The sequence below is a fragment of the Streptomyces sp. NPDC057271 genome, assembly GCF_042668715.1.
Lineage (GTDB): Bacteria > Actinomycetota > Actinomycetes > Streptomycetales > Streptomycetaceae > Streptomyces.
The window spans coordinates 1-16,622 of record NZ_JBHUYJ010000142.1 but is presented as its reverse complement, the minus strand read 5'-3'; the positions used below and the strand labels follow the sequence as shown (position 1 = coordinate 16,622).

1 protein-coding gene is annotated in these 16,622 nt (G+C 69.3%); it reads right to left on the bottom strand.

Features of this window, described 5'->3' with window-relative positions:
* The coding region (locus ACFUJR_RS36045) for a hypothetical protein (RefSeq protein ID WP_383176818.1) at nucleotides 1–16,622 on the bottom strand (16,622 nt) is incomplete at both ends.

Genomic DNA, 16,622 nt, shown 5'->3' with positions numbered 1-16,622 from the left:
GGAAGAACTGCTCAGCACCCTCCTGCTCCAGAAGCTGCCCCAGTTCCGTCACACGCGGATCGAAATCCGCCAGCACCTGATCGGCATCCGCCGGAGCCGGATCGACGTCCATGGCGTCCGTGTCACCGACGCCCTCCCCCTCGTCGAGGAACCTCGCGAAATCCGCCAGATCCCGCCCGGACCGCTCCATCGCCCCGAGGAACTCCTGCCACCCCTCATCGAGCAACCCGTCGACGTCCATGGCGTCCGGAACACCGCCGGCAGGCATGCCGCCCACGCCGAGGCTCCGGGGCACGACGCCCAGCTCACGCGTGATGGCCAAGGTCTCCGCCCTGGCCCCTCCGTCCCCTAGCGTCCGGAAGGCTGTCATGACGCGCAGCAGCCTGTCCTCGCGCACCAGCTTCACCGGAAGCGATACGGGTTCCAGGGCGATTCCGCCCAGGGCCGCGTTGAGGTACCCCGATGCGGTGCTGCGCAGGGTGTTGAGCTCGGTCTCGGACAGGTCGTCGAAGAACCGACGCCGGATCAGGAATTCCCTGGCGTACTGACGCCAGGTCTCGATCGTCCACGGGTGCAGACCACTCCGGCGTGCCAATTCGACTGCTCTCGACGCAGCCTCCGTCGTCTCCATCGCGGGATGGTCGAGCAGCGCCATGAAATCGGCTCCGTAGCGCGGACTGTGCTCGAGCATCATCCGGTGCACCTGCAGCACCCGGTCCCGCGCATCGCCCGGCAGGCTCAACACCCGGGTGATGGCCGCCAGCGAGGCTCCCGCGTAGGCCAGCTCCGCCGCGCGGGTCGCCAGTGCGAAGGCCAGGTCGCGTCGTAGCTGCTCCAGGCTCGGCAGATTCGGGTCACGCGGGTCGATCCGCTGCAGCCGCTCCGAGGAGATCGGCGGGCTGGGGTAGTGCCGCAGGACTTCCGTGTAGCCCCGGCGCAGTTCCTCCGCCCCCGGCGATGTCGTGGAAGTCTCCGCTCCCGACTGCCGGGGCTCGGCCTCCGTGTCCGGCTCAGGGACCGCGCTGCCCGCGAGCCACGCCGTCGTCCGGTTCACCTGACGCGAGGACGCCTGGCCGGTCCCGAACACCTGCCCGGAGATCTCCGGCACATCGTCCACCGCGTCGCGGTCCACATAGTACGCGTCCGCCAGATCCTCGCCACCCTGATCGCTGGTCACAGCGAGCTCGGGGTCCTGGGCCTGCGTCTGGCTGGTGGCCTGCGCCTGCGCCTGCGTGGAACTTTGGCCTGTCTCCCGCGCCTGGACCGGCGCCGGCACCGGCGCGGGTACCGGCTCCTGGACGATGCCCGCGCTCTCCCGTGCCTCCGCGAGCCCCAGCAGCAACAGGGCGTCGCCCTCGGACACCGGCTCCGGCGCGGGTACCGGCTCCTGGACGATGCCCGCGCTCTCCCGTGCCTCCCCGAGCCCCAGCAGCAACAGGGCGTCGCCCTCGGACACCGGCACCGGCACCGGCTCAACGTCCATGACGTCCGGCAACGCCTCGTCGTACACGAGCGCGAAGAGCCGCGACGATCCCACCATCGCGGTCAGGCGCGAATCGACGATCGTCGGGACACCCACCTTCCACAGCCAGTACCGGACCGCGCCGACCTCGATCGCCGAGGGCGTCGAGACCCCGAAGACCATGCTCGCCAGCCGACCCGCGTCGACCGTGCCGTCCTGTGCCCGAAGCCCCTCCGCCACGCGAAGGACCTGGTCGACGAACCTCTGGTACGGGCTGCCGTCCTCCGTGCCGTCGAGGTACCGGGTGGCCTCGCGCCACCCCTCCACCCGTCGAAGGGAGTCGGGCGACACGTCGCCGAGGACATCTGCCGCGAAGTCGGACAGCGGCCGCGGGGACGGATTGTCCTCGTCAGCGCGCATGGCGGCGATGGCGATCAGCATCTCGCGCGCCGGACGTCCGTCGCTGAGGTGGTCCTGGCCGAACTTCGCGCCGGCTTCAAGGTACCCGGCCACCAGGCCCAGCACGCTCCTGTCAGCGGCGAGAGCCTCCGGGAACATCTGCTGGGTGAATTCTTCGACGGAGACGCTCACCGCGTCATCCACGTTCACGGCGACTAGCGTCCGCTCGGCGGACACCTGTTGCGCCGCTTGGAACTTCTCGGGTCCGAGCAACGGGATGCCCTCAGCCTGCAGCCATTGCGCCAGCAGCGGCACGGCCCGCTCGTGGGCAGACGGGTCGAAGAGGAACGCGGCGAGCCCGTACAGGTCCGCGCCGCCCCACCTCTCCATGTCGACACTGGCACGGCTGACGGCCATCGACCGCAACGTGAAGACCGCGGTGTGGTGCAGTGTGCCGTCGGTGTTCCAGACCGGCCTGCCGGCACGGAGCATGCCCCGCTCCACGGTCTCGACGGCCTCGGTGGTCCGCGCATACCTCCCGTCGGGCGCGCCGCCCAGCAGGCCGCGAGCCCGCAGGCCGTTCGCCACACGGAGCCGCTCCACAAGGGCGCGCGCCTCCCGGTCACGCGTCGGCGACTGCTGATTGTCGCGCAGGAACCGCGCCACTTCGATGTACGTCCAGTAGACCTCCGGGCGCGCCTCGCGGAGGGCCGGACCCGGGCGGGTTCCCCAGACCCGGGGTACCTCGATCATCTGGCCGACGATGTCGACGGCCTCCTCTATCAGCGCGTCGAGTTCGGAGCCGGGCGGCTGCTCGCTCAGCTCCTGCTCGAATGCCGCGTTGAGGTCGGTGACACGCACCTCGTCCATTGAGTCGACCGCGTCGCCGTACAGCGGCGGCTGTCCAGAGCTTTCGTACGGAGGAACGGGAATACCGGCGGCTTCCGAGTTCACGGTCGTCATCGGCCGGCTCAGGAGCGTGTCGAAGTACGTGGCCGCGCTGGGGTGCATCCCCCGCCCCACGACGAACTCGATCAGGGCCGCACGGGTCTGCTCTGCGGATGCCCGCGCGCCGGTGAGATCGCTGATGAGATCGAAGTCGTACGCGTACTGCTCCGATTCGGAGAGCAGGTGTCGGTGTATTTCGTCCGTTGCGGGGAGCCCGAAATCCCACCGTCCCGTGTAGACGACCTCCTCCACCGGCGAAGTGAATACATGGTCCTGCCGCAGCGGTCCACCGAGCAACCGGACATCTTCCAGTGCCTGTTCGACCGGGTCGTGGCTGTCTTCGCTCGGGAGCACCGACTCGCTGTACTCGCCCCAGGAATCGCCGAGGTACAGCTCGGTCCAGTGGGCGATGACATCATCGGGTACGTCGATGTCGCTCGCCGCCTCGGCGATCAGGTCCTCCAGTCCCGGTGCGGACCGCGTCTCACGCCCCAGCCAGCCCATCTCCTCCATCGTGCGCACGGCCTCGACGAATTCGGTGAAGTCGCGCCGGTACCGGCTCGTCTCCTCGAACAGCAGCCTGTGCAGCACATTCCGCTCGATCTCTCCACTCGCGCGGAAGAGCCCGCCGGCGGAGTACAAGGTGGCCGACAGCTCCCTCGCCACGAGATGCCGCAGCTGGGGACTCCGGCCTGCCCAGTACTGACCCACGTCGCGAGAAACGCCTATGCCGGCCACGGCCATTTCATAGGCTGCCTGGGAGCTGTCCTCACCCCTCAGAACCAGCTCGCGGAACGACTCCTGGAAACGCGTCCAGGCTTCGCGGAACGCCTCGTTATGGGCCAGAAACACGCTCTGTGAGTCCGCGTCCAGGCCGGCGTCGCCGAAGACAGGCAGACCGGCGCGCACACGCTCGCGCATCGCCTCGTACCGCGCGGACGGACTGAGGGTCGCCCACTCACCGGGAATCGCCGTGTCGGGCTCGGACGAGCTGTCCCCATCCGATTCCGACGCCGTCTCCCACTCCGACGACCCCTCCGAGCGGTTCTCCTCCACCGCCTGAACGGCTTCCCGCCCGTCGGAGACGTCCTCCTCGTCAGTCACCCAGCCGTCGCTGCTGTTCTCGTGCTCGGAGTGCGACACCTCGGTCTCGGACGACTCGCCGTCCGAAAGCTGATGCTGCCAGCCGTCCTGCTCGGACGACTCGCCGTCCGCCGTCCGGAACCTGTTCCTGGGTGCGCCGGTGGTGCCTGCGCCGGTGGTGCCCGCATCGGTGGTGCCCGTCCGCGACGGCCGGTCGCCGAGCAGACGCCGTGCCGCCGCGAGCTGATCCTGCCAGCCGTCCTGTGCCCGCAGGGTCTGCCAGAGGCGTCTGACGCTCGAGTCCATCCCCCTTGAGGCGAGGAACGCTTCGATCGATCTCGGGGACATCCCGTCGCGCGCCATCGACTCGAAGTCCATGAGATCCGCCGCGTACTGCCGGGACGTGGCGAGAAGCCGCTGGTGGTCTGCCAGCCGGGTGGCCGGGTTTCCGGACAGTTCCTGGCTCACCGTGCCGGACGGATCATCCTGTCGGGTGGCGGCGGTCTGCCGGGGTCGCTCCTCGTCCGCCGTGACAGTCACCGCGGTGGCCTCGGCCGGCACCCGACGACTCGCCCAGAAGCTCGCCGTTCCGGGGTTCATCCCTCGCGCCGTGACGAAGGAGGACAGCTCCTCCATCACGGTGTCCTCATCGGCGACCGTGCGCTGTACCTCCACCACAAGCCCGTAGTCGTGCCGGTACCGGGGGGACTCCTCGAGCAGCGACTCATGGACCGTGGCGTTCATGGCGTACGACGGCAGGTGCTCACCGTCCCCATAAACAACACTCTCATCCTGGGTGAGCGGGTCACCGGTCACCGGGGTTGCGTTCCTGCGCAGTTCAGCCACGGCCGGACTGCTCATCGGCCCGGAGAGTTCCAGGACACGCCGGGCCCAATCGGGATCGGTGAGCACCTGCGTCCAGGCTTGGACCACGTCTCCGTGCAGACCGCGTTCCCGGACGGGGCTCGCCGCCTCTCCGGTCCGCTCCCCCGCGTCTCGCGCGCTGCGGGTGGCGAAATCGTAGAACTGGGCCGCGTACGCCACGGAGCCCTCGTACAGCCTCTGATGCAGGTCGAGGACCTCGGCCCGGGACAGCGGACCGAACAGCGGCTCACCGTCGAAGAACTGCCGGATGAGGTCGGCGGCGCTCTGCTCCCTGAAGGCCGTCGCGTGCCCTTCGGGCACGCTGTCCAGGACTGCGGAGCCGGAGCGTTCGGCGGTGGGCAGTCCCAGCTCGGAACGGAGCCGCTCGGCGAGGGAGACAGCCCGAGTGACGTCGCCATCCCGTGATGTGAGGAGGCTGCTATCCGCGTTCAGCGCCTGAGCCAGTGCCAGCACGGCCCACACAGCCCTCGGCGGGATTTCGGCCACCGGGAGGTCCGACCACCCCGTGACGTCCGGCAGCCGCGTCACGAAGGCGGTGGTGATCACTGCTACGTCGAGTACGGCCGTGTGACTGTCGGGGTCGAGCAGAGCCTGGACCGCGAAGTCGTACAGCCCGCCCGTGTCGGGCACCACCGGCGAGAGCCTCTCCAGATCCGGTTCGATCCGCTCAAGAAGACGAACGGACGCGAACTCGGGCGAGGATTCGTCGGCGGAGGGCTGGACACGGGTGTACGGCAGGACGAAATCGTTCCCCACGGAGTCATAGGCCGGCAGACCGTCCCGCGCCCTGCTGTCCCGGAGAGCGAGGGGCAGGTCGTCTTCGAGCCGGATCTCGGTGAAGGTGTCGTCCCGGCTGGATCCCGGCCCGGCAGTCCTGGACTCGGTGGCCTCTTCCGCCCCGGCTCGGGCCTTGGACGACAGCGGGTGGTCGGTTCTCCACTGGCCCGTCTCGACGAGGCCGGCCCAGTACCGGATCTGGCCTTCGCTCAGACCCATCCGTCCGCCGATGGCGAGCGCCGCTTCGAAATCGGGACGCCCGGCCTGCCGTACGCGGGGCTCGTACTCCTCGCCGAACCCGTCGTAACGACGCCTGTAGGCGGCATAGCCCGTCAGCAGACCGTGCAGGACGTCGGAGCTGACCGCCGGGTCGGCGAAGTGGTCCACACCGCGGGTGAGATCCGCGTCGAGCTGTGGCAGACGGGCCTGGAAGTGGGTGAGCCAGCCGCCCGACATGTACCGTTCGGCCCAGTAGACGGACAGGTTGGGGGGCAGTCCGTGCTCGGCCCCGAGTCTCGCCGCCAGCTCGCGGTCGATGTGGCCGGGCGGCACAAGCTGCCCGTAGTGCCGACCGAACCGGGCGTAAGCCATCTCGTAGTCGATGTGGTCCTCGAGCATCGCCTGATGGTTCGACCCCAGCGTGGGTGCGAACATCTGGTCACTGTTCCCTGCCCTGAGTTCTGCCCATACCCGCCCGGTGCGACTGCGCCTGAACGCCGACCACTGGCCGTTGGCCACGAGTTGTGCCCAGTAGCGGCCCTGGCGGATGCCCACGCCGTGCGACCGGCTGACGGCGTCCACATCTTCCGTCCGCAGTCGCCCGGACCGGAGGAAGAGCCGAAGGGCATCACCGAAGGCCATAAAAGCCCTGGAATACGTGCGATGCCCGTGCAGGAGCAGGTGATGGATCGCTGCCGACACCACAGGGTCGCTGAAGTCCATGGTGCCGTTGTCGTACCAACTCCCCCACCTCCGCACGAGGTCGTTCCGGAAGCCTCCCGCTCCCCGGATGACCGCGTCGGCCCAGAAAGTCACGAGGGGCTCCGGCCGTTCCATACGCCGAGCCATTTCACGGATCGCCGCCTGCGGATCGCCGATGCTCATCAGTGTCGGGACATAGTCACGGCCGAATTCCTCGAAGGATTCGCGGTAGTCCTGGCTGTGGACGAACAGGGTCCGGTGGTCGTCGCGAATCTGCCGACTGGACGGAAAGCGGTCGTACCGCCCGGCGACGACACGCGCCCACAGCGCCGTGGCGAGCCGCGCGCCCCTCTCCTCCTGGGCAGAGGCAGAGTCGGTGCGCGGCATGCCTCCCCAGAGACCGGTGCCCCTCGGCAGTTCGAGGTCCTCCCTGATGCTCTCCGTCAGCCTGCGGGCATCGTGCTCCAGCGTCTGGGAACCGCCGTGTTCGCGGAGGAACTGGGCGACCGCGAGGTAAGTCCAGTAGGCGTCGGGACGCGCGGCCCTCAGGCCGACGCCGGGGCGGTCGGCCTGAGGCGTCTGCGCGATGGAGCGGACCAGGTCGACCGACTCACGCAGGAGGATGTCGAAGTACGGTTCGTCGTCGTGAGCGTGGACCTCGCGCTCGAAGGCCCTCAGACGGTTGATGTTCACCCTGCCGGAGATCCGGTTCAGGACGAGCGTCGACTCGTCGGGCTCCGATACGTCGTCGTACGCGGGCACCTCCAAGGACCCCTCGTACAGGTCGGAGAGCGACCGGGTGGCGGCCTCCGCGTCGGGCCGGCCCTCGGCGAGACGCCGGGGCAGCCGGCGCGCCGCCTCGGCATGGAACCTGCCCTCTTCCCCGGCCATGCGCTCCAGGAGGAACCGGGTGTGTCCTGGTGTCAGCCCGTACTCGTCCGCGACAGTGGCCGGGCTGTAGCCGGCATCGCCGCTCAGCAGCCCCTCGGAGTGAGCGCGCCCGAAGCCTTCGACAGTCGCGCTGTACTCCTCCGAGTGCTCCAGGAGCAGTTCGTGCACCAGTGCGGGATCGGTCCCCCCGTCGAAGAGGTCCAGGCCCGCCTCCATCGCGTGGACGAGGGCGCCGGCCACGTCGGCACGGTCCTGTGCGTCCTGAGCCCGGGCCTCGGCCAAGGAGGACTCCAGGTCCGCCGGCCGGGAGACAGAGCTCTCCCCCGGAGAATGCGGCTGCTCCCCCGGCTCCTGTGCCGAACGCGTGCCGCCGCTCTCGTACACAGACGGGCGGAGATCCAGCATCCGGGCGAACATATCGACGACGGCACGTGCCCTGAACTGCGGATCCACGTCATGGCGTCCCTCGTACAGCGCCATCGCCGTACGGGCCACGGCCTCCCGCTGGAGGGCCTGCCAGCGCTGCGCGAGGTCGCTTCCGGAGACGGACATGGGGAACTGCGCCGCGTTGTGGATCAGTGTCGACGCCTGTCGGATCAGGCGCTGGACGGCGTTCTCGTCGCCGTCGAGCGCGCCGCGGAGCTGCTCCATGAGCGCCTGGGTCACGCCCGGCATCGGCTGCGGCAGGTCCGTGAGCCGCGGGGCGCCACGCTCCCGCTGCCGCTCCTCTCGCCGCCGCGTGCGGTCGGGCTGGGCGAGCGGCGGGGCGGGTTCGGCGAGCATGGCGGCCGGGCCGTCCTGTGCCGTCGGCTCGCCGGTGGCGCCCTCCTCGTCCGTGATCGTGATCTCCGGGAGTCCCATGCGTACGGGCATCAGTTCCGCCGCGAGGTCACGGGCCCCCGCGGCGGTGCCGAAGGCGAGCGCGTGAGCGAGGCGGAGCACCACGGCGTTGCGCACGGCTTGCTCCCGCGGCGGCAGCTCGATGGCTCGGTTCTGCGCCACGCCCGTCTCCTCGGCAAGCTCCGAGGCACGGTCCATGGCAGCGTCGAAGTCGGCGCGCGGCAAGGTGGCGAGCTGATGCCTGACCGTTTCCATGGGGCGCGTGTCGGGGCGCTGTGCCAGCGGGTCGATCGTTTCGATGCGGTCGAGGGCCTCCTCCGCCGTCTCGGTCCTGGCGCCGAGGTCCTGGTGGTCGCTCTCGGCTCGGGAGGGTGACGTCACGCGGTTCGCCAGCCAGTCGGCGAGCGCGCCGACCGGGGACCGCCCGGAGGACGACGTCGCCGATCTCGGAGACAGACTCGCGAGGGTGCTGAGGGTGTTGCTCCTGTCCCGCACCCGCTGGATCTTTTCGAAGAGCGCCGGCGGCAGCGTCAGCGGCGGCCGGTTCGGGTTACGGACGGACTGCGGCTCGGTGGACGTCGAGTCCTGCAGCAGGGCGTACATGTCGTCGCCCGAGCGCGACGGATTCGACCTCGCGGCCTCCAGGGCGCGGTCGGCGACATCGGCATAGGTTTCGCCGGCGGTGTCGGTGTCGGTCGCGTCGGCGGTGTCGATGGCCTCCTCCGGCCGGACCTCCGCCCGGATCTCCGTCGGAACGGCCGGCTCGGGCTGCTGGCCGTCCCGGTTGACGAAGCGCCGCAGAAACTTCGGCAGCCTGGGAGCTTCGGCGGCCCGGCCTTCCAGGCTGTGGTTCCGTCCGCTGTCGACGGGCGGGAGGCGGAACCGGCTGCCCTCCCGTGACGTCACCGGAGGGGCCCCGAGCGGATGGTCTCGAAGCACCGGGCCGGAGGCGTGAGCCAGCTCGATCTGTTCGAGGTACGACACCGGCAGCCCGGGGGTCGTCGGCAGCCCGGGCTCGGCCATCAGGCCATGGCTGTCCGCCCGGTCGGGCGTTCTCCGGAACAGCGAGTTCGCGTCGTGCTTCCGGTCGCTCACGCCCGCGTAGTGCAGCATTTCATGGAGCAGATCCGCGTCATCGGCCTCGTGCAGGGCCGCGTCGGCGTTGTCGGAATGCAGGCGGAAGGACAGCTGGTTGGAGCCTTCGGGCTGGTCCGACAGGCTGAGTTCCACGGCCTCCGGGTGGTCTTCGGCGAAGGTCAGCCGCACGTCGAAGTGCAGCTGATCGCCGGCCTCCGTCCCGGACGGGCGGAGCTGGTACCCGCGGTTGAGATGGGTGTCGAGGAGATCCTGCATACGGCGTTCGAGGGCGGGCAGCCGGTCGGCCGCGAATCCCTCGCCGAACCGCACCGGAAGGTTGAACAGCACATGGCGTATCCAGCGGCCGTCCTCCCCCTGGATGCGCTGGACGCCGCTGCGCACTATGACCTCCCGGCCGGCGAGCAGGCCGTCCTGTCGCCCAGCGCCGAGCGGGTCGCGCGCAGGGTCGTAGATCTCGGTGGCGAGGTAGGCGGGTTCCGGTGCGCCGTCGATGCGGTGACGCCATTGTTCCGGCAACACCGGGTCCTGGACGGGCGCCGACAATTCGGGTTCCTGAGTGCCGGACAGCCGTTCCGCGTCCCCGGCCGGGCTCTGCGCGGGCGGGCGCCCCGACGCGTACGGTGTGGCGGGCAGGTCTGTCTCGGCCCCCTCACCGGACAGTTCGGTGATGGTTTCCAGGCGCTGGGCGGGTTCGGTACGCGGTGACGTCGGCGAGGCGAGGGGGCGCGACACGCTGCCGAAGGTGACGGCCGAGACACGCCGACTGACGGGCTGCCGAACGATCTTCGGCAGGTAGGAGGCGATGTTGTCCGGGAGCAGGGTGCGTGGCAGGCTCGACGGGGAGACGTCTCGAGCCCTGCCCAGTCGTCCGGCCAGCTCGGCGGCCTTGCCGATGGCGATCCCCCGGGCGTCACGGCCCTCCTGGGTGAGGATCAGGGCGCCTTGGGCGTTTCGCTCGAACTCCGTGTACAGCTCGAACGCCACGCGGCGTATGGACTCCTGGCGCTGTGCCGCGATCTCCCGGACCAGGACGGGGTCCAACGTCCTGCCGTCGGGCCTCGGGAAGGGGTTGTAGAAATCGCTGATGATCTCGGCGTCTCGCAGAACCCCCTTGCGCATGGCGGTGGGAAGACCGTCGAGCACGGCGTCGATCTCGTCCATGCCGCGGTAGTCCGTGGGCTCGACGAGCTCGACGAGCACGCTGCGGCGCTGCTCGTCGGCGTTGGCGCCGGTGGTCAGCGGGTTACTGGCACGGCCCTTGGATTCGGCCAGGATGGAGATGTCGGCGGCCTCTGGTACGGGCAGACCCTTCGCTGCCTGCTCCGCCAGCGCCTGTGTGAGAACGGGCTTCAGCTCGTCGCGAGCCGCGTCCGCCCGCTCCTGTCCGGTCCGCTGCGCCCCCACCAAGGCGTTTCCGTAGCCAGTGATCTGAATGGCGGGCGGCTGTGAGCGATTGATCTGCCGCCACGCCGCTTCCCTGGCGGTCTTCTGGCTGAAACCCTTGAGCCTGCCTTTCGCCAGCGGGCTCAGAGTCTTACCGGCGAAGGGGAACTCCAGCTGGATCGAGCGGCCTTCAGGACCGTGCAGTCCGACGATCACCAAGGGGTTGGTCAGCTCGGAGATCAGACGCGGGTCCTCCATGCCCCGGGCGGTGGCCTCGAAGAAGGTCTCGCCAGGTCCACGGCCGTACATCCTGAAGTGCCACATGTCCGCGTTGCGGCCCAGGGTGTCACCGTTCAGTTTCTGCAGTGTCGTACCGGCCTGGGTCCGTGCCCTCTCCAGAGCGGCGATCCCCTGCGGGGTGCCGGCATCCGGCGAGACGAGGGCATCCCCGTAGCTCTTCAGCTGCTCGGCGAGGGTGCGGCGGGAAGCGATCTCCCGCTCGACACGGACGGCTTCCCTGAGTGCCCTAGCCGTATCGGTACCCTCGATGGCCTCGTTCAGCGTGGCGCGGTCGGCCTCGGGAAAGGCGCTCTGAAGCTCCGTCCGCATCCGCGCGATGGCGCTGTTGAGCTCGGCCGTCCTGTTCTGAGCCTGCTCCGCCTCCCTCGCCAGTCCGGCGAGCACATCAGCGATGTTCTCCCCATGGATGTCGTACAGGGCCTCGACCGCGTCGGCGACGTATTCCTTCAGGCCCGGGCCACGACGGTAGTTCTCCACAGTGATCTGGTGACTGCCGTCGTCGCTCGTGACGAGCACGGCGGCGAAGTGGTTGGCGGCCGCCCCGGAGAGGGTGACGGGCTCGGTACGCTTGCTGTAGTCCGTCTGGTACTCGCGTTCACCGGCCTTCCCGCCCACACCGATGCTCTGCGCGACATAGGACTCGCCGTCACGCGCCCAGGCGAACTCGTTGAGGCCGAGCGACAGGGACGCGCTACGCCGCTTGCGGACCGTCCACGACGTGGACGTCGTCTCGTTGAGGGCCTTTCCGTACTCCTCGCCCCGCCCCGGCTTGTTCCCGACGCCGACCCCCTTCACGGACTCGTCATAGGCCTTCTGGCGGGCCCACAGCGGATTGACCGTCTCCATCGGCTGCTGACCCTTGATGACCTCGAGCACCAGGTCGGCCAGTTCGTGGGAGCCCTTCGCCTCCACGCCCGAACCCGCGTTGGTCGGGAACTTCACGGCGGTCGGGGCGATGCCATCCGCGCGGGTCGCGGCCTGCTCGTTGCGCAGGACGAACTCCAGCGGCTGTCCTCCCAGCACCAAGGACGTGAAGTCGCGGGCGCCGTCGGACTCGAGCTGCGAGCGGCCCTTGGTGTCCGTGAAGTCCAGCGTCGCCATCGTGAGCACGCGCGGCGCGCCTTCGACCATGAGCTCGATTTGGTGCTGAGGGACGCGCATCAGCTTGGTCTTGCCCCCGAGCCGGGCGAGCGTCCGCTCGGTACGGTCGAGCACTTCCTCGGTCGCGTAGAACTCGCCCGGCTCGGCCGCAGCCGCGTTGACCGCCAGGGTGGCGTCCGCCGAGACGGCGAGCGGCGGTTTGGTGTCGTGGACGACCTCCCGGGCGAGAGAGATCGCCGGAAACGTGCCGGAGAGACCATCGCCCTGGGAGAAGACGCCCTGTGGTACGGGCTCACGCCGGGTGAAGGGCCGCAGAGGGGAGTGACCGGGCGGGGCCGAGAACAGTTCGTAGTCGGTCACGATGCGGCGGCCGGGCCACAGCGCCTGAAGCGGCTCCGGGTCGAGACCCGCGCGCGGGCGATACAGGGTCGTGGCTTCCCAATTCTGGTCTGCCAGGGCCGCGGTACTGGGCAGGACGCTGATCGGAGTGACCGGCAGCGGGCCGCCGGGAACCTCCCTGTGAGTGGGCTTCGCCGACAACTGGCCGTTGATCGCGAGCACCTCGCGATTCGAGGCGTCCGCCAGCAGCTGGCCTATGGGTTCCCTGCCGCGTACCAGCCTTCCCCTGTCGTCGTAGGTGACCTTATCGCTCCCGGAATCGCTCACCACCAGGACGATGGGCTGCGTCGGCCGCAGCCCGTACTCCTCCTCCAGAATCGTGGCGACCTCGGACATGGTGCTGAGCTTGTACTGCCCGTTGGTGAAGACCTTCAGGCGGTCTCCGTCCGCCTCGGCCTCCGCGTCCAAGAGAACCGGGTCCTCATGCAGCAGCCGGTCCATGCCCCGCCGCACGGCCGGCGAGGGGATCGCTTCACCGACGATGCGACGGTCCGCGGCGGCGCGCAGGGAGATGCCGCCGGCGAAGGCACCGGCCCGCACGACGACCGGGGCACGGCCCTTGCGCGGGGGCACCACCAGTGCGGAGGATTCCGTAGCCGGCCCGGGCATCGCATCCGTCCCGGCATCGGGCTCCGAGTGCTGCGCGAAGGCGGGGTCGGGGCTCCTGCGGCCGTAGAACTCGTATGCGCTCAGGGAGGATGCGGTGGAGAGATGCGACTGGCTGCGCTGGAGCGCTGTGGGCGATTCCGCCCGGACCGGAGGTTCCTCGATCCTGTCGTCGCCGCTGGTCGCCTCCTCGGCTGTCGTGACGGTGATGGTGGCGGATGAATCGTCCGCTCGGGGCGACGTGGTCTCCGGCAGGTCCTCCTGGTTCTCCTGGTCCTCTTGCACCGACTGCCGCACATTGTCCTGATCGGCGTAGAGGTCGAGCAGGGAGTCGAGCTCGGCATCGGACTCGTGTGTCACCGACGCGAGCCGCTGTGTGAACCGGTCAAGCAGGCTGCCCGGTTGCGCCTCGAACAGTCCGGCCTGGCGCGCCAGTTCACCCTCCTCGCGGAGAATGTCCAGCCAGACCTCTGCCAGACTCGTGTGCATGCCCCGGCCGGTGAGGTAGGCGCGGAGCCCGTTCATGTCGGCGGTGGGGAGCAGGCCCACGAATTCCGCGAGATCCGCCCGGTAGTCCGTGGACCGGTCGACCAGCAGCTGGTGCGTCGCGCTGATCGCATCGGGGTCGCCGAAGATCTGCTCGCCGTTGTAGAGGCGGGTCTCCAGCTCACGGACCTCCCGCGGTTGCGGGGCCTGGACCGGCTCCGCGTCCCGCGGGGCTGTCAGCGGGGCGGAGATGGACTGTTCGCCGGCCCGCGCCCCGTCGACCCGCTGATCGTCGCGCCCGGCGGCCGACCCGTACGCTCGCGGCTGCAGACCGCGCTCCTGGCCGTAGTCGCGCGCAAGCAGCTGAGCCGCCCGCGCGGGGAGGTGGTCAAGCTCTCTGTCGAGGTACAGGGCGTACTGGACGCGAAGTCGCTCCTCCCGCCGACCCGGGCGCTGCTGTACCGGGGTGCCGTCGCCGGTCATCTCCATGGGGTCGTAGTTGTACGTGTTCATGATTTCGGACGCCTGGTTCTCCCAGGTGTTCCGAACGTCCTCGGGCATCCGCCGGAACAGCGCCTCGATCACTTCCAGAGGCACGTCCCGCGCCGTGATCGCCGTCCTCGGCAGGGCTTCGCGCGGACGGTCGGTCTGCGTCGGTCCCACGACCTCCGGATTCGCGACCTCCGAATAGGAAGGAGGCGGGGTCGGCACATCGTCGAACGCCGGAAGGTCTCCGTAGCCTGCCAGATTGGGAAGAGCTTCCATGCGCTCCAGGCCCTGGGGAAACTCCCGCTCAATCTCGCCCACCCAGTCGCTCTGCCTCTGCGCCTGGGTCCAGTAGGAGGCCACGGTCGGGTGCATACCCCGGGCCGTGACGAAGGCGAGCAGCTCCTCCTGGATGGCGTGGTCCGGAATGCCGCGCGCGACGGAAGTGTCCACATCGGCGCGCAAGAGGTTGAGGGCGACGTGGTAGTCACGGGCGTACACCTCGGACGTGTCATACAACTGCTGGTGCCTGGTATCCGCGAGATAGAGATCCTCGGGCACCTCAATGCCGTGGTAGGCGTCCCATTCCAATGTGGACACGTACGCGTATGCGAGAGCATTGGGCGCCGCCAAACTCCGCGCGGCGTCGATGCTCCAGTGCTCGAACTCATCCCCGTCATCCGACGCCTCGTCCAGGACGTCGCCTTCACCGAGGTGGTGGTCCCAGGCGATTTCCGCGTCCCAGTGCGGGTCCTGCAGCAGGTTCGACCAGAACTGGCTTGTCCGGTGGTGAATCCCTAGGCCCTCTACGAACTGCCGGAACCGCGCCTCCACCTCCTCTTCGGGCCGTCCTTCCAAGTCGATCCTGAGCTGCCGGAATTGCCTCAGGTCCTCCGCGTACTCCGCCGATCCGTCGAACAGGGTCAGGTGCAGACGTTCCGCCTGCTCGGGGTCACCGAAAAGCCACTCCCCGAAGTACAAGCGCGCTGTCAGCTCCTCAACGGTGGCATTCTCCTGCGGAACCTCCCGTTCTGTCGGCTCGACCGTCTGCTCGGTCACCGACGGGCCGGCGACCACGGCTTGCGTCGACGGCTGCTCCGCCCCTGCCTCTTGCTCCGCCGGGGACCGCTGCTCCGCGTGCTGTTCGCTCTGCTGTTCAACTGGCCCGGGACGAGTGCTCCACACCTGGTTCGCGCCGAACTGGTGGTGGTACTCGCGGGCGTAGTACTGCGCCAGCGCGTCGGCGGCCGCACCGGGCGTCGGCGCGGTCCGTTCCAGGAACAGCGCGAGCTGGATGTGGTTCCAGTTCTCGACGAGCTGCTCCTGCACGGGGTAACGGGGCCGGATCTGAAGCGCCACCGGAACCCACTCCGGGAAGTGCTGGAGTATCAACCTCTCCGCTTCCTCGCGCAGTCGCCTGCCTTCCCACGGCGTCGAGACTTGCCTGAGGGTGGCTCTGACCTGTGCCGCCGAAGCCCCATGAGCTTCCTGAGCAAGCTCGGGCAGATCAGCGAGCGGGATACGCGCCGGAGCGGGATTCAGCTCCCTCTCGCCACCCTGATCGCTCATCACAGCGGGCTCGGGCGACTGAGGGTCCCGGGAGATCTGATGCTCGGGGACCCCTGGGTCGTAGGGCTTCAGCGCCGACCGGAAACCGTAGGGATGCTCGCTGGCATACAGCTGGGCGAGTTCGGTGGCTGCGGCCTCCGGAGTGGGTTCGTCCGCGCCCAGATGCAGTGCGTACTCGATTGCCGCCTGGCTATGTGCGAACTCCACCCTCCGCACCCGGTCGTCGAAGGGCAGCCAGGCCCCGGGCGGGAAGTGCTCCCGCATGAGCTGCCGCGCCCGCCCTTCCAGCCCCTGGCGAAGATCCGACGGCAGTTGGTCCAGCGTCAGGAACAGATCCATGAGAGCCATCTCCTCCACCTGGCGTGCCAGCGGTGAGAGGGTGACCTCCTCGCCCCCCTGCGTCTGGCTGGTGGCCTGCGCTTGCGTGGAGCTTTGGCCTGTTTCCTGTGTCTGCTCGGTCTCCTGGGGGCGGGTGCCGCCGAGCAGGCCCTCGGGCCGCTGGAGGCCGCGGTCGCGGCGGATCCGTTCGGCGATGTCCGTGGCCTGGCGCACGGCCGTGGCCTGGTGCGGGGCCGGGGCCGTGGCGGTGGCCGTCTGCTGGCCGGCGCTTGTCAGTGCCTGGGCCACGGCGACGACGGTCCAGTCCTTGAGGTGTGCGTACCGGCCGGGGTCGCCCGTCGTGTCGAGGAGGGTCGGGAAGTGGATGGTCTCGGCGACGATCTGTCGTGCGCGGAGCACCTGGCCGGGTGTGAGGTCGCGGTAGGGGCCCGCTTCGAACGCCAGGAGTGCTTCGGTGTCCACGACACGGGACAGCTCCTGGAGGGAGCGCAGGCTTTCGGGGGTCCTGTCGATGGCGAAGGACTCGGGCTCGGGCGCGGTGACGGGCTCGGGCACGGTGACGGGTTCGGGTGCGGGGGCGAAGTCCGCGAGGACCCGAGCGCGGTCTTCGGGCGTCTGAAGGGGGTTGAGGTCACGGGCCGTGTTCAGG